We start from the raw sequence: 20617 nt of genomic DNA on the forward strand, positions 1-20617 counted from the left end.
CAATTAAGGCGGTGGCCCTTTTTGTATGCCCTGGCACATATGAAGGGATTCAAAACTAATGGTAGATATTTCACGCGGCTCCTCAGGTGTCGCACTTCCACTAGAGCTTTCTAACGAGATTTGGCAGAAGGCTCGCCAGTCAAGCGCAGTAATGCAGCTTGCACGCAAGATTCCTCTTGCTGGTTCGGGTGTATCCGTTCCGATGATTACGGGTGACCCTGTAGCTCAGTACGTAGGTGAGACCGGTACTAAGCCTGTTTCTCGCTCTACTCTGTCTAACAAGACGGTCACTCCTTACAAGATTGCTGTCATTCAGCCTTTCTCTAACGAGTTTGCGCGTGACATGGAGGCTCTTTACGAGACCATCGTTGAGCGTATGCCTGAGGCTATTGCTACAGCATTCGACAAGGAGGTCTTCCACTCAACAACTGTTCGTACTGGAATGGACCGCCTTTCTACCGCCAATGACCTTGTTCTTGACGGTACTAACACCTACGCAGACCTTGTAGCGGTTGACACTGCTATTGCCTCTGCCAATGGAACTCTTAATGGATGGGTGTTCTCTCCTAAGGGTCGCGGTGTCCTTCTTGGCGCTTCTGACTCTACCGGTCGCCCACTCTTCCTTAACAACCTTCAGACTGAGGGTGGCATTGGTTCACTTCTTGGTTCTCCAGTTGTACTCAACACCAACGTTTACAAGGCTGATGCCGCTTCTGACGATGGTGAGGTTATCGGTTACGCCGGTGACTGGAGTTCTGCTGTTTACGGAACCGTAGAGGGCATCAAGCTCCGTACTTCTACGGAGGCGACTCTTACTGATGGTGGAGGTTCAATCAACCTCTTTGAGCAGAACATGTTCGCTGTTCTTGCTGAGATTGAGATTGGTTTTGCCGTTAAGGACATCAACCACTTCGTCAAGATTACTTCTGGCGTTAACTCAGTAACCTGATGAATGACGTGATTTTGGGGCGGGTTTCTGACCCGCCCCTTTCACAACTAAATACTAAGGAGGTTTCAGAATGACTTACGCCGATTACACAGACGTAGTCAATAGATGGACAGACTCTTCTGACCTTCCAGCAACTCAGCCTCAGGTTGAAACCCTTCTCTCTGATGCTGAAGCAATCCTCTTGCGTGAGTTCCCTAATCTTGTTGCTGATGTGACTGCCGGAACCATTCCAGAAAGCCTAGTCGTGATGGTTGAAGTCAACATGGTTACTAGGCGCCTTAGGAATCCGGCGGGTGTTAGAAGCATTCAGGAAGGTGCTGGACCATACCAGCAGACCATTACTCATGGCGGTGATGACCCTGGAAGCCTTTACCTAACGGATGAAGAGAGAAGGCTTCTGTCAAGCAATACATACAAGAACAAGGCTTTCAGCATTGATACAACTCCAAGCTTTTGGCGTTCTCCATCTGAAAGTTGTGAAGTGTGGTGGACGGTATGACTCTTACGGCCAAGCATCAGGTAGGCATCAAGAGGTACCAAGAAGGGGCTACAGACGCCCATGGGAACCCCGTGGAGTCCTGGTCTGCCCCTGAGGCCATCGACGTGTTCGCGGTGGCTCCTACGTCCTCCTCAGAGCCTTCAGCATCCGGCCGTGAGGCTGTCATTACCGGCCTGTCTGTGCTGGCTCCTGTGTCCGTCCTTGTGGCTCCTAGAGACCGCATTGTGTGGCGCAACGAGGAGTACTCCATTGAAGGAGAGCTAGCCGACTGGACTACAGGTCCTTTTAGCTTTACACCAGGCATTCAGTTCACCTTGAAGAAGGTGGATGGCTAATGGCTCAGGTATCGCGCATCAAATGGCGCATGAAGGGCTTCAAGGAGGTTCGAACCTCTCCAGAGATGGAGGCGGTTCTTCAAGAAGTCGTTGACGAAATGCTTGCTGAACTAGGTGAAGGCTATGAAGGCAACGTTCAAGCAGGTTCTAGACGTTCACGCGGTGGTGTTGTAACCGCTAGCGAAGAAGCAGCTAGAGAGAACAGTAGAGACAACACTCTTCTGAGGGCTCTAGCCAATGCGAAGAGAGGTGACTGATGGCAGGAGAAGTTATTGCTTTTCCGGACGCTGAGGCTTTGGTGATTGCCTATCTAAAGACCAAAATCAGTGGCGTAACCATCGCTACAAAGGTCCCTAATCCTCGCCCGGCAAACGGAAAGCTCATCAAGGTAACAAGAGTAGGTGGCTCAAAGCTCAGGCTTAATGCTGACTCTCCTGTTCTTGCCTTTGAGTGCTGGGGATTGACTTCAATTGAAGCCTCTGACCTATGCAGAACCGCAAGAGCATACGTAAACGCCATGCCCGGAGAAACGGTTAATGGAACGTGGGTCTTCAGAGTGAGAGAAGTTGGCGGACCAGTCTTCTTCCCTGACCTAGACACTGACATTCCGAGATACCAGTTTTCGGCGGCTATCGACATGAAGGGAGTAGTGCTTTGAGACTACAAAACCCAAACGTTCCTGACTGGGTCATTGAACTAGATGACAAAGACAAGGAAGCAATCAAGGCTCACATTGCTGCTGGTTGGCAAGAGCTTAACAAGCGTCGTTCTACCAAGAAGGTAAGCAACGTGACTGCTGAAAAGACAGCAAGCGAAACATCCTCAGTCACCGAAACTGAGGAGATTACTAAAACTTAAGGAGGTCATGTTAAACATGGCAACAAATTCTGCAAACGTTCTGGCTGGTAAGCCTCTAGCGACTGGTGGTGTCCTTGTAGCTCCTGTTGGTTCTACGGCTCCTACCAATGCAACTACGGCCCTAGATGCTGCATTCAAGGCTCTTGGCTACGTAGGTGAGGATGGTCTTACTGAGGCTGCTGAGCGTTCTACTGACAAGATTAAGGCTTGGGGTGGAGACGTCGTTAAGGTCGTTCAGACTGACTACGCGGTTACCTACTCCCTCACTCTTATTGAGACTCTGAATGCAGACGTTCTCAAGACTGTTCACGGTTCAGGAAACGTAACTACAACTGCGGCAACGGTATCTAGCGGTACTCTCCACGCGGTAAAGCTGAACAGTGACACTCTTCCTCGACAGGCATTCGTCTTTGAGGTTAAGGACGGTGACGCACGCATTCGTATTTACGTCCCTCAGGGTCAGATTACAGAGGTTGGTGAAGTCACCTACTCAGATGAGGACGTTGTTTCTTACGAAGTAACCGTTGAAGCATTCCGTGACTCTGCTCTTGGCGCTAACGCAATCAAGTACATTGACGATGGTGTCTTTGACGCCTAAGAGTTAGGCGAACAAGTACATATTGAAACCCCTCTCCACTACCAAAAGGGCCCGGTGGAGAGGGGTTCTTTGCTAAAGGGCCCAATCAACTATCAGAAGAAAGAGGAACAAACAACATGACTACAAAGACTTTTACATTCGAGCACAAGGGTGAGCAGGTCTCCTTTGAGAAGGACTTCTCAGGAGTTGCAACCCCTCGTTGGCTACGTCAGAACCGAAACAGGGATGACCTTGACCAGCTCTTCACCCTTATTGAGGAGTTCGGTGGGGAGGCTGCCGTTACCGCTGTTGATGACATGGATGCTTCTGAGTTCGCTGCCTTCTCTGCTGAGCTTGGTAAGGAACTTCAGAAGGCCATGAAGGACTTTGGCGATAAGGCTGCTGCTGCGGCTAAGTAATTAGCTGACAGGGGAGGAGCCGTGAGACTAGTAAGCAATGCGGACTCCCTTCTCACTGCTGACTTCTTCAGGTCCATTCGTCAAGACAGGATGGACTTCCTTGAATACCTCACTCTCTTTGAGTGCCTTCTAACGCCAGAGTCTCTAGAAGAGCTAGACGTTATGAGCGCTGAGGAATTTGGGCGGGCTATCCGTTGGATTGAGGAAGAAGTCAAAAGATTGAAGGGAGCGACCTATGCAGAGATTCGCTACCTCCTTGACCTTATTGGCAAGTATGAAGAACCACTTGCTTATGACTGCCTTGCTCTAGGTCTCAGACTCCGAAATGTTGGAAGAACAGATGACTTTACATGGGGTGACTTGCTGGCAATCGTTCGGCAGTCACCCCGTTCTTCTGCGTTTTATAGGGCTACAAACCCTGATGAAGCGTCGGGTTGGGGATTGCAAGAGCACTTGCTTGCTTGGGTTGCAGACCTAATCGCAGTTAGCAACTGGCAGAGAGGTCAAGGAAAGAAGAAGGATTATCCAAAGCCAATTCCACGTCCTGGTGTAGAAACGCCAGACAAGAAGTTCGGACAGGAAGCTATCCCAATGGATGACATGAAGGCATGGCTTGGATGGTGACACAACAATAATTTAAGGAGGCGTAAAGCCGTGGCGAACATTGAGCTTGGTACTGCGTATATCTCAGTGCTGCCAAGCACTAACCAATTGGTGCAGGGCATTAGAGATGCCCTAAGGCAAGGAACTAGAGATGCCCAGACTGCTGGTAATCAGATGGGCGACAACCTTGCTAGCGGTATTACCTCTAGTCTTGGTGACGTAGGACAGGAGATTAGAGAAGCCCTTAATGAGGGCGCATCTGCTGCTAGAACGGCCGGTAGCGATGCAGGAGATGACTTCTCAAGTCAGTTTGAGAGTGGTCTCAGAGGAGTAGGACAGCGTTTCAGGTCTCTCTTCAATGGTGCCGTTCAGGATGCCGACAACGCTGGTGCTGAGGCTGGACAGAGATTCCATACAGCCTTCTCTAACGGCATGGAGAGGGTCAAGCAGTCTATGACGACTGCTCTTGCTGCTGGTGGTCTAGCCGCCGGTGGAGCAGCCGCAGCAGGTCTTCTAGAAGGAATGAGCCAGGAAGCGGCTAGTGACAAGCTAGCGGCCTCCATGGGCCTTACTGGAGACCAGCAGAAGAAGTTCGGAAACATCGCCGGAGACCTTTACAAGAAGGGCTTTGGTGAGTCGGTAGGAGATAACCAGCTAACAGTTCAGGCTGTTCTTGCTGGTCTTCCTGACCTCAAGAGCGCTTCAAAGCAGGCAGTAAAGGATGTCGCTACTGATGTTTCGACCATTGCTGACCTAACTGGTGAAGAGGCAACCACTGTAGTCAATGCGGCTAAGCAGATGGTTGTTTCTGGTCTTGCTAAGAATCACCAGGAAGCAATGGACATGATTATGAAGGGTAACCAGCTAGGTCTGAACTCTTCTCAGGACATGCTTGATACCTTCACTGAGTACAGCCCTTACTTCGCTGAGCTTGGCCTAACTGGTCAGCAGACTCTTGGAGTTCTTCAGCAGGGCCTTGCTGGTGGAGCCAGAAACCTTGACGTTCTTGGTGACTCCTTCAAGGAGTTCAGCATCATTTCTAAGGATGGTTCTGATACAGCCAAGGAAGGATTCAAGGCCATTGGCATTAATGCTGAAGAAGCGTCTAAGGCAATGGGTAAGGGTGGTCCTGCTGCTGCGGCTATGACTGGAAAGGTCATTGAGGGTCTTAAGGCAATCAAGGACCCATTGAAGCAGGAGGCTGCTGGTGTAGCCCTCTTTGGAACCATGTGGGAAGACAACAGTCAGGCAATCCTTGCTACTGACTTGTCTGGTGCCGCTAAGCAGATTGGCGACATCTCAGGAACGGTAGATAAGGCCGGTAAGACGGCTCACGATAACGCCAAGGGAAACTTTGAGACGTTCTATCGCACCCTGAAGCAGAACTTTGTTGAGTACATCGGCAACAAGGTCATTCCTATGGTCATGAGTCTAGGTCAGTTCATCAAGGAGAACGCAACAGCGTTCAAGATTCTCGGTGGAGCAATCGCCGGAATTATTGCGACTGCCTACGCTTACCGGGCGGCTCTATGGGCAATCAAGATTGCTCAAGACGCTATGGCACTAGCTAAGTTCATCTCCAACATCCAGATTGCTGCGGCACGACAGAAGATTGTGGCTGCTGCAACTAAGGCTTGGGCTTTCGCTCAGAGAATCCTTAACGCAGTACTGAGAGCCAATCCAATTGGTCTCATCATCACTGGTCTTACCTTGCTTGTCGGTGGACTCATCCTTGCTTATAAGAAGAGTGAGACCTTCCGAAACATCGTCAATGGAGTCTGGAACAGCATCAAGACGGCTATCTCTACAGCTTGGGAAGGCTACATCAAGCCTGCCCTTACAGCCTTCTGGAGCTTCATCAAGGACACTCTATGGCCAATGATTCAGAACTTCTGGACTGGAGTTGTCCAGCCTGTCTTTAAGGCTATTGGTGACTTCATCAAGTCTGTTTGGGATGGCATCAAGCTAGTCTTTGACGGTTGGGTCTATGTTCTGACTCAGGTTCTATGGCCTGCTCTTCAGAGCATCTGGGACTTTGTAAAGCTAGTCTTTGAGGGAATCTGGACCTCTATTCAGTTCTACTGGGGACTCATTAAGGGTGTCTGGGAAGGCATGAAGTGGGTCATTGACAACGTCTTGAGACCTGCTTTCCAGTTCATTTGGGACTTCATCAAGATGGTCTTTGAGGGCATCTGGAGTGCCATCAAGTTTTATTGGGGTCTCATCAAGGGCGTCTTTGATGGAATCAAGTGGGTCATCAATAACGTTGTGGTCCCTGCCTTCAAGTGGGTATGGGAGAAGGTCTCTCAGTACTTCGGAATGATGAAGGACGCCATTGTCAATGTCTGGGAGAGAGGCATCAAGCCTGTCTTCAACTTCCTCAAGAACTTCATCACTGACACAGTAGTGCCGGGGTTCAAGAAGGGTATTGACAAGATTGGTGAAATCTGGAATGGGCTCAAGTCCCTAGCAGCCAAGCCAATCAACTTCCTCATTGAGTGGGTCTACAACAAGGGTATCCGTCGCATGATTAATGCGATTCCTGGCGTGGATGACCTAGCTGAGGTCTCACCAATTAAGTTCGCTCGCGGTGGTTCTGTAACTGGAGGCACCAGAGGTAAGGACTCAGTCAATGCAATGCTCATGCCTGGTGAACACGTCTGGACAACCAAGGAAGTCCGTGCAATGGGTGGTCAGAAGAACATGTATGCACTACGTGCGGCTGTTCGTAATGGCACTTTCTCAATGGGTGAAGCACAGCATTACGCAAAGGGTGGAGCCGTTAAGAATCCATCTGAGCGAGTCTATTGGGATGGTGAGCCAATCACCCGCATCACTGCGGCTCAGCTAGCTCTTGCTCAGGAACTCTCTGGTTCTCGAATCAGGGTTATGCAGGGTTCATGGCAGCCAAGAACGTCTTACTCAGGTACCTCTCACGGTGGTCCTGGAGTTGTAGACACTTCTCCTGGCTCTTTTGACCAGCAGTATTACCTACGTCGTGTCGGTTTTGCTGCTTGGGCTAGAAACATTGCAGGAGCGGCTACGGCCGGTTCTGGTGCCCACGTTCACTCAGTATCAAGGCTTGACCCTGGTGCTAAGGGACATGGACAGCTAGCAGCCTTTAACAGCGGTGGTAATGGTCTAGGTGGTCGTGACTACGGTCCTAACCCTGCCCTTCTTCCTGGTCTTCTAGACAGGCTTGGAGACTTTGGGAACCTCTCTGTTTATGGCGGTAGCTCTAGCGAAAACAGCTCATGGCTAAAGCTAGTAAGCACCATCAAGGACGTCATTGAGAACGTTCGTAAGGTAACCAGCGGTGGTTTCGACAAGTTCGGGGCTTGGGGCGGAATGGCTTTCGATGCTGCTAAGGCAGTAGGAGCCAACGTTGTTCAGTGGATTAACGACAAGATTCCTAACCGATTCCTACCTGACAATCCAATTCCAAGCATCTTTGACCAGGGTGGAGTTCTTCAGCCCGGACAGCTTGCTTACAACGCTTCAAGAAGGCCAGAGGCAGTCTTCAACCACAGTCAGTTCAAGTCATTTGCTGAGTCTGCTGGTTCTAGCAACACGGGTCAGATGACTTATGAAATGACAGTGACTAACTGGGATAAGGGAACTGGCTACATTCGCGCGGTGGCGAGAGATGAAGTCGACTCCGCCGAACAGTTCAATACATACAGAAGGAGGATGAACTAATTGAGTTCAACCCTAGTAAGAGTAACGAATGCTACTGATACTTACGTAGCGCAAGACAGGGCGAGCACAACGTATTACGGCTCAGACATGATTGAGACCGCAAACATTAGCGGTAAGGGCAGATACGCCTACATCTACTTTGCTCGCCCATTCCCTCTAGGAGTAACGGTCCTTAGTGCCAAGCTAAGGCTTACTCAGCGCTTTGCTGAGACTGACACTAGGACTGCCACTCTTAAGAGGATTTCAAGCACGTGGACCAATCGCAGCATCACTTGGAATAACCGGCCGGGTGTCTCTGAGTCTGGTCCTGTTGCTGTAACCAAGGGAACGGCTCCTCAGTACACAGTCTGGGAGTTCAACGTACAGCCTCATATGCAGCTTATTGCTAACGGCACCGCTTGGTACGGGTGGCGTGTTCAGATTGATGAGGCTGACTATAACCAGTGGTATTCAGCGAATGCCTCTGTCTCTGGCAGACAGGTAAAGCCAACCCTTGAGGTTACTTATATCGAGAAGCCAAGTAAGCCAACGTGGATGAGTCCAGCGGCGGGAAGAATCACTTCTCTCGCCAAGCCTGTTCTCCGCTTTGACTTCACTGACAGGCAGGGTTCTACAACCATGAGAGCCTTTCAGGTTCAGATGAACTCAACCAACAGCTTCACTTCTCCTTCCTTTGATACAGGAGAGTACCTAGCTGATGAACCTCAGCTAGACCTGAGCACAACTGCTTTTGCTGGTCTAGCTGATGGAGAACTCATCTATTGGAGAGTCAGGGTTCAGGACGATTCAAGCCTTTGGTCTGACTGGTCTGACGTGTCTACGTTCTGGAGACAGGACAAGGTAACTGTCAACATTCTCAATCCTCCTGGTGCTGAAGTTGATGAGCCGACTCCTCCAATCCTTTGGGAAGTCACTGGTGGAACTCAGTCTTCATGGCAGGTTCTTGTTAGGAACGGCTATGGAGCATGGATTCACAGTTCAGGAAAGCGCACTAACTCTGATACCTCCTACACCATTCCGGCCGGGGTTATCACTCAAGACGGAGTTCAGTACATCTTTGAAGTCCGTATTTGGGATACGTATGCGCGTGAGGCAACTCCTGGTGACACCTCTTATGCAGAAGCCGAGAGAACGACTACATACACCTATGACCCAACGACTGACCCTGTTACTGACCTAGTGGCAGAAGTCCAGCTTCCTACTCCGGTAGTCAAGCTGACTTGGGAAAGAGCTACGGCTCCTGACTCATTCGTTGTTCGTAGGGATGGAGTCATTATCAAGGCTGTCCTTCTTCCGTTGGACGCCTTGGTCTCAGGTACCTCATATCAGTTCATTGACTATGAGGCTTCTCCTGGAAAGGCTCAGACGTACTCAGTACATGCCGTAGTGAACGGTAAGACCTCATCTCCAAACCCAGAAGAGACCATCACTCCTGAGTCTGTAGGCATCTGGCTTATGGACCCTTCAGAAGACCTCTACGTTCAGCTCTTGGACGTTGATGAGGGGTCTTGGTCTATGGGTGAGGATGCGGGCATGTACGCCCCTCTAGGAGCCTCTAAGCAGGTACGAGTAACCCAAGCCCTTAGAGGTCATGAAGGCTCTCTGTCCGGAATCATGGCGGAGAACCCTAACAACCCGAAATCTATTCAAGAACAGGTGGAAGATATGTACGCACTTAAGTCACGTCCTGGTAAGACATACACCCTGGCTTTGTCAGACATGTCTATTCCAGTAGTGATTGGAAACGTTGTGGTAGCCCCTATGCCACAGAAAGAAAGAATGAAGAGGGTGTCTTTTGAGTTCTGGTCTCAGAAGGTCCCTTTTGAGGTTGAGTTGTGATTCCTCTTGGACTCACTTGGGAACAGCAAGGGTGGCTAAACACCACCCTTGCTGGCTCTCATTCAATCCGCATCGTTGTTCAGCTATGCACACTCTCAGGGGCGAGAGTGTCTGACCTTTCCGACAGACTCATTGCCGGACAGGTGAACGTAGATGCATCGGCTGACATTAGCCGCAACTGCACAATGCAGCTTCTAGACCCTAATAGAACCCTTACGTTTGAGACTGACTCTCCTGATGATGCGGCTATTTACATGGACCGAATGATTAGGGTCATCTACTCAGTCAAGGTTCCTCAGATGAATGCATGGGTTGATATCCCTGTCTTTTGTGGCCCGGTGGTCAGCATGGACAGAGATGACGACATCATCAACATTGAGGCACAAGGCAAAGAGGTTCTAGCCAAGGGTGCTGCTTGGAGAACCTTCACTAGGAAGAAGAACACCAACAAGGTCAACCTTGTAAGAGACATCCTCAAAGAGCTATCCGGAGAGGATAAGTTTGACTTTGCTGAACTGGCCTACAAGATTCCTGCCGATTATTCACTAGGCAGAGAAAGCATCCCTTGGGATACAGCTAAGAGCCTGACTCAGAGCATGGCTCGACAGTTGTTCTATGACGGTAGAGGCTATTGCCGAATGAGGTCTCTTCCAGGAACACCAGTCTTCACCTTCAGTAGTGGAGATGGTGGAACGGTCCTTACAAGCCCAAAGGTGAGCTATGACAGCTCGGAGGCTAAGAACACCATCCTGGTCAAGGGTGGAGTCCCTAAGGGCGCTAAGAGCCCTGTCTCTGCCTCTGTCTCGGCTGCTTTCACGCATCCTCTTAGCCCGTTCCGTCTTGGGCGTAACGGTGTCCCTAGGTACCTCCTGGAGGTCATTCAGGATGACGCTATTAGAACAGTCAGTGAGGCTCAGGCTCTTGCCGACAAGCGTCTAGAGGAGAACCTTCTTCAAACAGTAGAAGTCTCCTTTGATGTGATGCCGATTCCTTACCTTGAGCCAGAAGACTTGGTGAGAATCAATACAGAGGAGTTCAGCGCAACCTTCCGACTAAGGGAGTTCACCATTCCTCTCATTGCCGGTGAAGCAATGAGCGTCAATTACACAAAGAGGACGTCTCTAGGAAGGGCCCGTTTCCCTGTTATCAAAGCGAATGGTCCAACAAGAACTGCTGTTTCTGCTTCTCGCAGAGTCCCTAGGGCGGTAATCCAGAACCCATCACTACCAAGAAGATAAGGAGTAATAACCAATGAACGAAGAAGGGTACGTTCATGACGTACGACTAGTTGCCCTAGGAGGATTCCTAGAAGGCGACCACCTAGCAGGAGTCTCAACCCTGCAACTTATGGATGCCTCTGATTTCAATGCAGAGGGAGGCTCATTCATTCTCAATGGCGTAACCATTGTCTACACAGCCGCCGATGCAGACATTGACACAGTGACTCTGTCGGCTCCTCTTGCTTCTGACGCTCTCAATGGTGACCGATTGGAGGTCTACCCTCAGTCAGTCGAGAAGCAGGCCGTAGTGGTCGTTGATGGCTTTGATGAGGCCATTACAGCCATCGTTCCTCATAGCCTTCATGACAGGCTTGCTGATGGCATCAGAGAGGACTTCAACCGAGAGTCTGTGACTGTCTCTCTTCAAAACAACATCTGGTTTGTTGAGAACGTCTTTGGTATTGCTCCCATCATTGATGGTCAGTACCTAGAGAACGTTGTAGCCGATGACATCATTGATGGAATCGTCACTGAGGTAAAGCTAGCCAATGAGGCTGTGACGGGTGCAAAGATTGCCGCTAACGCTGTAACCGAGACAAAGATTGCTAACGACTCTGTAAGCACTCCTAAGCTCATTGCTGGTTCTGTCGTTGCCGACAAGCTAGCGGCTGACTCTGTTACCGCAGCAAAGATTGTTGCTGGTGCAGTAACTACGGCAAAGCTAGATGCTCTAGCAGTCACGTCAGACAAGATTGCTGCCAACGCCATTACAGCTTCAAAGATTGACGCAGGAGCCATCACAGCCGACAAGCTAGATGCTGCTGCCATCACTGGTAAGACCATCACTGGTGGAACCATTACTGGTGCCTTGATTAGGACTGCTGCATCTGGCGAGCGAATCGTTATCGACAGCTCTACCAACACCATGTCTGTCTTTGACGTTGACGGAAACAACATGGTCATCACTGAGGGAACGCTTGTAGCCAATGACTCAGACGGAGATGAAATCCTAAGGCTGAACAATGAGGGATTGAAGCTCTACAACCACACTGGCTTTGGTGGTGGAGGAACCATTGAGTTTGTTCCTGACGGCTATGACGCTCCTGGAATGGTTGACTTTGATGCTCATGGCTTGGGTAACTTCTCCCGAATCGGCCTAAGGACTGGTGAGTACAACTCCACTGACGGAATGCTTTGGATGGACCTTCTTGCCTACAATCCAACGCAGAACACTGACCCTGAGTTCACTGTTTATTCAACCCAGGACAGAGAGGCTGTCTTTACCCTTAACAGTAGAGACCAAGGAAGGGGTGTTCTTTCCTATGTTAACTCTCAGGCAAACAGTGGAACCGCAACAACTACTGAAATGGTTCATGTAACGACGCCAACCATTGTTTTCCAGCCTGGTAGGGCTTACAGGATTACCTATCACTACCAGGGTCAAAGCACTGTTGGTGGTGACACTCTTGGCTTCCGAATCAGGAAGTCCAATACCTCTGGAAACAGCCTTTTCGATAGCCTAAGAAGTCACAAGGGGACGAATGCCAATGACATTGTCAACGGGGAGTCTTCTCAGATTATCTATAACAGCTCTGGTTCAAATGTCTCCTCAACCATTGTTGGAACGGTTTACCGCTCTCTTGGTACAGGAACCATCAACGGCTTTGCCAATGCCGCCAACCCTGTCTGGTTGATGGTTGAAGACATCGGTGTCTCAAGCGACTTCCCCGGAATCAAGGCTCTTTAAGAATCACCACTACATTCAGAAAGGAGGTGGAAACATGCCTTGGAGTACACCAGTGCCAGACGTCAGTGACTACTTCACTTACCAAGTCAGCTATGACTTCCCTGGAAACAACATCATCGTGACCTTCTACGGAAACGTTGACTTTGGAGATGCTGAGTTCACTAGCTACATCGATGCTTTGGCGTCGTTGCCGTTCATCAGCAACCTCTCTGCGATTAAGTACGACACTGAAAGCACTACTGAAGTGAGTCAGTACATGCCTTAATAAATCCGGCCGGGGTTTCGAAAGAAACCCCGGCTTTATCTATGACTAAACGAAGGAGCATCATGCTAGTCCTAATCCAGGAGAGTCCCGTTCTCTTTACCTTCTTGGGTATCTTGTTCGGCTCCTCTCTACCCCCAATCATTACGTGGCTTACCAACCGCAAGAAGAACCAGACTGACTCAGAGACTCAACTACGCTCAGAGATGTGGGCTGAACTTAAAGAGCTAAGGCAGCGCATTGACCATCTAGAAGCACAGAATGAAGTATGGCGTGACCGTACCTATAAAGCTGAGGACTCTCTTGCTCTCATTCGTCAGAAGATTCTCACCAAGGGATGCGACAAGTGCATCGGCCTTTTGGAGCTTCAGTAAGACACAGGAAACCCCCGACCTATCTTTACGATAGAATCGGGGGCTTTTTTGCGTTGGGCTTAGTTCTTACCCTTCCTCTTCTCCATCTCCTTGAGTTTCTTCTCAATGCTGTCAGCCTTCTTTCTCACGTCATCAAACTTCTTCTTGTGAGGGTTAACAGGCTTCTTCTCTTCTGCCATTCCTTTGCTCACCTCCTTTCAAGCGAGCCCTTCTAGCATATCTCTTTTGGCGATAGAACCGCCTCAAGCCTCTGTGAAGGCTCTGTGAGGCTTTCTAAGCTTCTCCGGGTACAAAGAGACCCCCTCCAAGAGTTAGGCTCTCAGAAGGGGTCTCAGGGGCTTTCTAGGGCTACTCCATGCCCTGTTCCTTCAGCCACTTCTTGAACATGGCTTCAAGGTCTGCCTTCTTCTTGTTCTTCTTACCCTTCTTGGCTTTCTTCTTGGGCTCGTTTCCGGCCGGTTCGGCAGGAGAGCCAAAGTGGTCATTGACTGCTGCGTCAATGTCTGACTTCTCCACCTGAGCGTAGTAGCCAAGGGTTGTCTTGAGGTCAGAGTGCCTGAGCTGTTGGCGGCTAATCTCAGGATTAACCTTGTTCTTCACCAGTCGAGTTGCATACCAGTGTCGGAAGAGATGCGGGTTTACGTGAGTCTCTTGCTTCTGTGCGTAACGCCAGAGGGATTCCCTTACCGCACCAGGAGTGACCACCTTTGCCACGTGCTTCTTGATTTCCACGGCAAGCCAGTCAGGAACGATGACTTCTCCCTGAGTCTTAGCCAAGACGAGAGTTCCGTCTTCATCCCTTTGCCTGTGAACCTTAAGGACGTTCCCCTTGATGTCCTTTGAGGTGACTGCACACGCTTCGCCAACCCTTAGTCCAGCAAACATCATGAGGAGTCCGTAGAAGCGATAGGGAGACGCTTCAATGACGGAGCGCATGACTTCTTCGGTCGGGAAGTCATAGACGCGAGGAACGCTCTTCCCAATCTTGAGTTCCTTGATGTTGGGAAGGTAGTCCCTGAAGATGCTCCTAAGAGCAACAGTGTGCTTTCGCTTAGTGTTTACGTTGGTGACAGTCAGCAGACGCTCATGAAGGAAGCGAAGAGAAACGTCCTCCATAGGGGTCTCATCCATCCCCAGATGACGAATCGTCTGCATGTAGCTGTCGGCGGTAGACTTCCTCAGCAGCCTCTCACTGAGAGTGATGGTGGCGAACTGACGGACAGTCTGACCAGAAGGAACCGACATGACGGAACTCCCACGCTCGTACCGTGTCGAGACCTACGGTTGCCAGATGAACGTCCACGACTCCGAGCGGCTCTCGGGTCTGCTGGAGGGCGCGGGATACGTCCGCGCCCCCGAAGGCTCCGACGGCGACGCCGACGTCGTCGTCTTCAACACCTGCGCGGTCCGTGAGAACGCCGACAACAAGCTCTACGGCAACCTCGGCCGGCTCGCCCCCCGCAAGGCCGGGCGCCCCGGGATGCAGATCGCCGTCGGCGGCTGTCTGGCCCAGAAGGACCGCGACACCATCGTGCGCCGGGCCCCCTGGGTGGACGTCGTCTTCGGTACGCACAACATCGGCAAGCTGCCCGTCCTGCTGGAGCGTGCCCGGGTGCGGGAGGAGGCGCAGGTCGAGATCGCGGAATCGCTGGAGGCGTTCCCCTCGACGCTGCCCACCCGCCGCGAATCCGCCTACGCTGCCTGGGTCTCCATCTCCGTCGGCTGCAACAACACCTGCACCTTCTGTATCGTCCCGGCCCTGCGCGGCAAGGAGAAGGACCGCAGGCCGGGCGACATCCTCGCGGAGATCGAGGCCCTGGTCGCCGAGGGCGTATCGGAGATCACCCTGCTCGGCCAGAACGTCAACGCCTACGGCTCCGACATCGGCGACCGCGAGGCGTTCAGCAAGCTGCTGCGGGCCTGCGGCCGGGTGGACGGCCTGGAGCGCGTCCGGTTCACCTCCCCGCACCCCCGCGACTTCACCGACGACGTCATCGCCGCCATGGCCGAGACGCCCAATGTGATGCCCCAGCTCCACATGCCGCTCCAGTCCGGCTCGGACACGGTCCTGCGCGCGATGCGCCGCTCGTACCGTCAGGAGCGCTTCCTCGGGATCATCGAGAAGGTGCGCGCCGCGATCCCGCACGCCGCCATCTCGACCGACATCATCGTCGGCTTCCCCGGCGAGACCGAGGAGGACTTCGAGCAGACGCTGCACACGGTCCGCGAGGCACGTTTCGCCAACGCCTTCACGTTCCAGTACTCCAAGCGCCCCGGCACCCCCGCCGCCACCATGGACGGCCAGATCCCCAAGAAGGTCGTCCAGGAGCGGTACGAACGCCTGGTCGCCCTCCAGGAGGAGATCTCCTGGGCGGAGAACAAGAAGCAGGTCGGCCGGACCCTCGACGTGATGGTCGCCGAGGGCGAGGGCCGCAAGGACGGCGCGACCCGCCGCCTCTCCGGCCGCGCCCCCGACAACCGCCTCGTCCACTTCACCCAGCCCGAGGGGGAGGTGCGGCCGGGCGACGTGGTCACCGTCGAGATCACCTACGCCGCCCCGCACCATCTGCTCGCCGAGGGCGCGGTGTCCGCGGTCCGCCGGACGCGGGCCGGTGACGCCTGGCAGAAGCGGCAGGAAGCGGCGGCCCCGAAGCCCGCGGGCGTGATGCTGGGCCTGCCGTCGGTCGGCGTTCCGGCGCCCCTGCCCGCCCCGGCCGTGCCCGGCTGCGCGCTCTGATCCGTACCCCTCGGTCCGTACGCCCCCCGGGGCGCCGGCCGCCGCCCGGGCCCCGCGACAGGGGCCCGGGGCCGGGCGCTCCGGTACGCACTAGGCTGCCGATCATGCTTGTCGCCGCCGCCGTGTGCCCGTGTCCGCCGCTGCTCGTCCCCGAGGTGGCCACCGGCGCCGCCCCCGAACTCGACTCCGTACGAGCCGCCTGCCTCGACGCCGTCGGGGTCCTGGCGGCGGCCCGCCCCGACCTGCTCGTGGTGGTCGGCCCGGCGGAGCCCGACGCGGCCGGACCGTACCCCTCCGGTGCCACCGGGGACTTCCGGGGCTTCGGCGTCGACACCGAGGTCCGGCTCGGCCCGGGAGAGCCGGGCGCACGCCCGTTGCCGTATCCGCTCGCCGTCGGCGCCTGGCTGCTCGCCCGCGTGGGATGGTCGTCCGCACCCGTGGAGGGGCTCGCGGTGGACGAGCGGCTCGCGCCCGGGGCGTGCGCCGCCGAGGGCCGGAAGACGGCGGCACGGGCCGGGCGGGTGGCCCTGCTGGTCATGGGGGACGGCAGCGCCTGCCGTACGGTGAAGGCGCCGGGCTATCTCGACGACCGGGCGACCGCCTTCGACGAGAGCGTCGCCCGGGCGCTCGCCGCCGCCGACACCGGGGCGCTGGCCGCACTCGATCCCGTACTGGCGGAAGAGCTGAAGGCCGCGGGCCGGGCGCCCTGGCAGGTCCTGGCCGGGGCCGCGGACGGCACCGTGCCGACCGGGACGCTGCTCGCCGACGAGGCCCCGTACGGCGTCGGCTATCTCGTCGCCACCTGGACCTGACGGACCGCGCGGAGTACCGGCAGCCCGCGCCGGGCCGCCTGGAGACGCCCCGCGCCCCTGATACCGATCCGGCCGGAACGATCCGACCGGGCCCACGCCGAACCGAGGGCCGCGGAGCGGACGGCTCCGCGGCCCTCGGCCGTGGGGAGAAAGCGCTCGACCGCCGCTCAGGCGGCCGGCGGGGGCGACGCGGGCGGCGGGGGAGTGCCGCCGTCGTCGTCCTTGTGGGCGATCCGGCCCAGGGCCTCCTTGGCCTTGCCGGTCCCCGTCTCGATCTTGCCGCTGTACTTGCCCTTGGTCCGCGAGTCGACCGCCTTGGCGGCCTTGTCCAGACCGTGCTCGATCTTGTCCCCGTGCTGCTGCGCGAGGTCGGAGACCTTCTCCTTGGCCGGGGCGAGCTTGGCCTTCAGCGTGTCCATGAGACCCATGGGCCACCTTCCCTCGTGAGCGATTGGTGACATCCAGTGTGACAAACCGGCGGCGGTTTCGCGTTTGCGGTGATCCGTCCGGTGTGCACCCCTACTGGCGCGCGCTCTCGCCCGCCTCGCTGCCCTCGACATCGCCCGCCGACTGCTGACGCGGGATCCCCACCCCCGCCCCGACGGCGCTCTCCGCGGCCGCGGCCGGGCACCCTGCCGTCTCCTCGCCCTTCTCGCCACCGACGGTGTCCGCCGGGATCGCCTCCCCGCCCGGCGTGTCACCGGAGGCGGCCGCCTCCGTCCCCGTCTCCGGTTCCGCCGCCGCGGGCTCCCCGGTCCCGGCCGCCGCCTTCTTCTTCCGTCCGAACCATGACCACACGCTCATGAGCCCTCCATACGTCCTCGTTGCGCGCCGCGCCCCGTGGCCCCGGGCCTCCGGCTCGTACCGCCGGCCCGGAGCCGCGAACCGGTGCCCGCGCCTCCGCAACAGGAACGAAGTCCCCGCCGCCCCGTCACCTCGCCCGATCGGGGACACCTCCCGCGGGTTTGGGAGACTGGGACGGTGAGTAGTGCAGCCCCCGCGCCGCGGGTCATCGCCGTCGTCGGTCCCACCGCGGCCGGAAAGTCCGATCTGGGTGTCTTCCTCGCCCGCGAGCTGGGCGGTGAGGTCGTCAACGCCGACTCCATGCAGCTCTACCGGGGGATGGACATCGGCACCGCCAAGCTGACGGTCGAGGAACGCGGCGGCGTCCCCCACCGGCTCCTCGACATCTGGGACGTCACCGAGGCCGCCAGCGTCGCCGAGTACCAGCGGCGCGCCCGGGCCGAGATCGACCGGCTGCTCGCCGAAGGCCGTACGCCCGTCCTCGTCGGCGGCTCCGGACTCTATGTACGCGGCGCCGTCGACGCCCTGGAGTTCCCCGGTACGGACCCGGAGATCCGGGCCCGGCTGGAAGGCGAGCTGGAGCTCTCGGGCCCCGGCGTACTGCACGCCAGGCTCGCCGCCGCCGACCCCGAGGCGGCCCGGGCGATCCTCCCCGGCAACGGCCGCCGGATCGTCCGCGCCCTCGAAGTGATCGAGATCACGGGACGGCCCTTCACGGCCAATCTCCCCGGCCACGAGTCGGTCTACGACACCGTGCAGATCGGGGTCGACGTCGCCCGGCCGGAGCTGAACGAGCGCATCGCCCGGCGGGTCGACGTGATGTGGGAGGCCGGATTCGTCGACGAGGTACGCGAACTGGAGGGGCGGGGGTTGCGGGAGGGACTGACCGCCTCCCGCGCCCTCGGCTACCAGCAGATCCTCGCCGCCCTGGCCGGGGAGTGCACCGAGCAGGAGGCGCGCGACGAGACCGTACGCGCCACCAAACGCTTCGCGCGCCGTCAGGATTCCTGGTTCAGGAAGGACCCCCGGGTGCATTGGCTCAGTGGGGCCGCGGCGGACCGGGGGGAACTTCCGCGGCAGGCGCTGGCGTTGATCGAACGAGCGGTCACAGCCTGATCACGTGATGGCATCGGGACGCCACGCCCGTCATCCAGACACCTCAGGCCGTGCCATCATCGAGCATCGATCGACGTGGAGTCCGAGTTGGGAGGGCGCGTGGCGATGGAGGCCGGCCCTCACGACACCGAGCAGCAGCCACGTGATGTCGTCGACGGCGCGCCCGGGCTCAGCCCCGACGGCCCGGACGACCAGGAGATCGTCACGGACGAGGTCGAGGTCGAGCTGCGCCCCGCCCGCAAGCTGCGGATCTGGCAGCTCGCGCCCATCGTCGTCCTCGCCGCCGTCGGCTCCCTGATGTTCGCCTTCCCGCTCGCCTTCGGCACCGGCGAGGCGGGCGCCGTCGTCGCCATGCTGGGTCTGCTGCTCAGCTGCTGCGCCGCCGGATGGGGTGTGATGGCGGCCCGCCGGGTGGGGTACACCTGGCCCGGACTGCCGTCCCGGGGCTCGGGCGAGCGACCGGACTGGCGAGTGCTCGCGCTCTATGTCGGGGTGGCCGCCGTCGCTGTCGCCCTGGCCGTCTGGCGGGTCGCCCGGCTGCGCTAGCCGGTCCCCGGCCGTCCCGGCCATGGCCTCCGGCGCGTGCGCCGGGCATACGGGCGCAGCCCCGGGCGCGGCGGTGCCCCTTGGCATCGCCGGAGTCCTCCGAAGACATCCCGCACGGCAATGACAGCCCCGCCCCGGGGCCCCACCGCCCCGTGCCCGCGGCCGTACCGCCACGGGACCAGGGGCCTCCGGGCCCGTCCGGGGCCCGTGTGCCGGTCGTCCTCGTACGATGGACGGCGTGAGCACCGCAGAGCCTTCGCGCCCCCCGTACGAGACCGCACCTCCGGCCGGGCCGGTCGCCTTCCTCAAGGGGCACGGCACGGAGAACGACTTCGTCATCGTCCCGGACCCGGAGAACGACCTCGACCTCTCCCCGGCGGCCGTGGCCCGGCTCTGCGACCGGCGGGCCGGGATCGGCGGCGACGGCGTGCTGCACGTGGTCCGCTCCGCCGCCCACCCCGAGGCGCGCCACCTCGCGGACGAGGCTGAGTGGTTCATGGACTACCGCAACGCCGACGGCTCGGTCGCCGAGATGTGCGGCAACGGCGTACGCGTCTTCGCCCGCTACCTCCAGTACGCGGGCCGCGCCGGGGCCGGAGAGCTGGCCGTGGCCACCCGGGGCGGCGTCAAGAAGGTCCATATCGCCAAGGGCCCCGCGGGCGACCCCGACGGCGGGGAGATCACCGTCCGGATGGGGCGCGCGGTACTCCCCGGCCAGGACGTCACCGTCACCGTCGGCGAGCTGAGCTGGCCCGCCCGCCAGGTCGATATGGGCAATCCGCACGCCGTCGCCTTCGTGGCCGATCTCGACCAGGCGGGCGAACTGCGCACCGCGCCGGAGTACGCCCCCGCCGAGGTCTATCCGCAAGGGGTGAACGTGGAGTTCGTCGTCGACCGTGGGGAGCGCCACGTCGCCATGCGGGTCCACGAGCGGGGCTCCGGGGAGACCCGCTCCTGCGGTACCGGTGCCTGCGCCGTCGCCGTGGCGGCGGCCCGCCGGGACGGCGCCGACCCGGCGCTGACCGGGGTCCCCGCCACGTACACCGTCGATCTGCCGGGCGGACGGCTGGTGATCACGGAGCGGCCGGACGGGGAGGTCGAGATGACGGGCCCCGCCACGATCGTCGCTGAGGGTCACATCCGGCCTGCCCTCTTCGTACGCTCCGAAACCGCCGACGCATAGAGCTTCGCTCGAACGGGTGATCCGGTTCACGCTCGGCG

At 57.0% G+C, this 20617-nt stretch carries 20 protein-coding genes; 17 read left to right on the top strand and 3 right to left on the bottom strand.

Annotated features, from left to right (window positions below):
* Positions 1 to 58: 58 nt before the first annotated feature.
* The 12 genes from ABZ714_RS14350 (at position 59) to ABZ714_RS14405 (ending at position 13010) form a co-directional block, all read left to right on the top strand.
* Positions 59 to 949, top strand: a complete 891-nt coding sequence (locus tag ABZ714_RS14350; RefSeq protein ID WP_358825509.1) for a phage major capsid protein — start codon at positions 59 to 61, stop codon at positions 947 to 949.
* Positions 950 to 1019: 70 nt separating this feature from the next.
* Positions 1020 to 1448: a hypothetical protein gene (locus tag ABZ714_RS14355; protein WP_358825510.1), complete on the top strand. Its 429-nt coding sequence runs from the start codon at positions 1020 to 1022 to the stop codon at positions 1446 to 1448.
* Positions 1449 to 1812: 364 nt separating this feature from the next.
* A complete protein-coding gene (locus ABZ714_RS14360) occupies positions 1813 to 2040 on the top strand; it encodes a hypothetical protein (protein WP_358825511.1) in 228 nt (75 codons plus the stop codon).
* The gene (locus ABZ714_RS14365) at positions 2040 to 2441 is read left to right on the top strand and encodes a hypothetical protein (RefSeq protein WP_358825512.1); all 402 of its coding nucleotides are present in this window, start codon (positions 2040 to 2042) and stop codon (positions 2439 to 2441) included. Before ABZ714_RS14360 ends, ABZ714_RS14365 begins: the two co-directional genes overlap by 1 nt.
* A gap of 207 nt (positions 2442 to 2648) precedes the next feature.
* On the top strand, positions 2649 to 3239 hold the full coding sequence (locus tag ABZ714_RS14370; RefSeq protein WP_358825513.1) for a hypothetical protein: 591 nt from the start codon (positions 2649 to 2651) through the stop codon (positions 3237 to 3239).
* Positions 3240 to 3355: 116 nt separating this feature from the next.
* Positions 3356 to 3637, top strand: coding sequence for a hypothetical protein (locus ABZ714_RS14375; protein ID WP_358825514.1), 282 nt, complete (start codon positions 3356 to 3358; stop codon positions 3635 to 3637).
* A 21-nt stretch (positions 3638 to 3658) separates the two neighbouring features.
* Positions 3659 to 4261, top strand: coding sequence for a hypothetical protein (locus tag ABZ714_RS14380; protein WP_358825515.1), 603 nt, complete (start codon positions 3659 to 3661; stop codon positions 4259 to 4261).
* A 30-nt stretch (positions 4262 to 4291) separates the two neighbouring features.
* A complete protein-coding gene (locus tag ABZ714_RS14385; RefSeq protein ID WP_358825516.1) occupies positions 4292 to 7939 on the top strand; it encodes a phage tail tape measure protein in 3648 nt (1215 codons plus the stop codon).
* The gene (locus tag ABZ714_RS14390) at positions 7940 to 9778 is read left to right on the top strand and encodes a DNRLRE domain-containing protein (RefSeq protein WP_358825517.1); all 1839 of its coding nucleotides are present in this window, start codon (positions 7940 to 7942) and stop codon (positions 9776 to 9778) included.
* Positions 9779 to 9885: 107 nt separating this feature from the next.
* On the top strand, positions 9886 to 11016 hold the full coding sequence (locus ABZ714_RS14395; protein ID WP_358825518.1) for a hypothetical protein: 1131 nt from the start codon (positions 9886 to 9888) through the stop codon (positions 11014 to 11016).
* Between the two features lie 13 nt (positions 11017 to 11029).
* The gene (locus ABZ714_RS14400; protein WP_358825519.1) at positions 11030 to 12745 is read left to right on the top strand and encodes a hypothetical protein; all 1716 of its coding nucleotides are present in this window, start codon (positions 11030 to 11032) and stop codon (positions 12743 to 12745) included.
* Between the two features lie 52 nt (positions 12746 to 12797).
* Positions 12798 to 13010: a hypothetical protein gene (locus tag ABZ714_RS14405; protein ID WP_358825520.1), complete on the top strand. Its 213-nt coding sequence runs from the start codon at positions 12798 to 12800 to the stop codon at positions 13008 to 13010.
* A 719-nt stretch (positions 13011 to 13729) separates the two neighbouring features.
* On the opposite strand, the gene ABZ714_RS14410 is transcribed toward ABZ714_RS14405, so the two are convergent.
* Entirely contained in the window at positions 13730 to 14626 is an 897-nt protein-coding gene (locus ABZ714_RS14410; RefSeq protein ID WP_358825521.1) for a tyrosine-type recombinase/integrase, read from the bottom strand.
* On the opposite strand from ABZ714_RS14410, the gene miaB reads away from it, so the two are divergent.
* Both miaB and ABZ714_RS14420 read left to right on the top strand, forming a co-directional pair.
* Positions 14625 to 16118: a tRNA (N6-isopentenyl adenosine(37)-C2)-methylthiotransferase MiaB gene (gene miaB, locus ABZ714_RS14415; protein WP_358825522.1), complete on the top strand. Its 1494-nt coding sequence runs from the start codon at positions 14625 to 14627 to the stop codon at positions 16116 to 16118. The two genes, ABZ714_RS14410 and miaB, sit on opposite strands and share 2 nt — an antisense overlap.
* 104 nt (positions 16119 to 16222) lie before the next feature.
* Complete coding sequence (locus ABZ714_RS14420) at positions 16223 to 16930, top strand: class III extradiol dioxygenase subunit B-like domain-containing protein (protein WP_358825523.1); 708 nt, start codon at positions 16223 to 16225, stop codon at positions 16928 to 16930.
* A gap of 167 nt (positions 16931 to 17097) precedes the next feature.
* Here the strand turns inward: ABZ714_RS14420 and ABZ714_RS14425 are convergent, their stop codons facing one another.
* Both ABZ714_RS14425 and ABZ714_RS14430 read right to left on the bottom strand, forming a co-directional pair.
* A complete protein-coding gene (locus tag ABZ714_RS14425) occupies positions 17098 to 17358 on the bottom strand; it encodes an antitoxin (RefSeq protein WP_358825524.1) in 261 nt (86 codons plus the stop codon).
* A 91-nt stretch (positions 17359 to 17449) separates the two neighbouring features.
* Positions 17450 to 17734, bottom strand: a complete 285-nt coding sequence (locus ABZ714_RS14430; protein ID WP_358825525.1) for a hypothetical protein — start codon at positions 17732 to 17734, stop codon at positions 17450 to 17452.
* A gap of 177 nt (positions 17735 to 17911) precedes the next feature.
* On the opposite strand from ABZ714_RS14430, the gene miaA reads away from it, so the two are divergent.
* The 3 genes from miaA to dapF all read left to right on the top strand — a co-directional run bounded on the left by miaA (position 17912) and on the right by dapF (position 20579).
* Positions 17912 to 18850, top strand: a complete 939-nt coding sequence (gene miaA / locus ABZ714_RS14435; RefSeq protein WP_358825526.1) for a tRNA (adenosine(37)-N6)-dimethylallyltransferase MiaA — start codon at positions 17912 to 17914, stop codon at positions 18848 to 18850.
* A 105-nt stretch (positions 18851 to 18955) separates the two neighbouring features.
* Positions 18956 to 19396, top strand: coding sequence for a hypothetical protein (locus ABZ714_RS14440; RefSeq protein WP_358825560.1), 441 nt, complete (start codon positions 18956 to 18958; stop codon positions 19394 to 19396).
* Between the two features lie 229 nt (positions 19397 to 19625).
* Positions 19626 to 20579: a diaminopimelate epimerase gene (gene dapF / locus ABZ714_RS14445; protein WP_358825527.1), complete on the top strand. Its 954-nt coding sequence runs from the start codon at positions 19626 to 19628 to the stop codon at positions 20577 to 20579.
* The last annotated feature ends 38 nt before the right edge of the window (positions 20580 to 20617 follow it).

The sequence above is a fragment of the Streptomyces sp. NPDC006798 genome, assembly GCF_040635975.1.
Classification (GTDB): Bacteria; Actinomycetota; Actinomycetes; order Streptomycetales; family Streptomycetaceae; genus Streptomyces.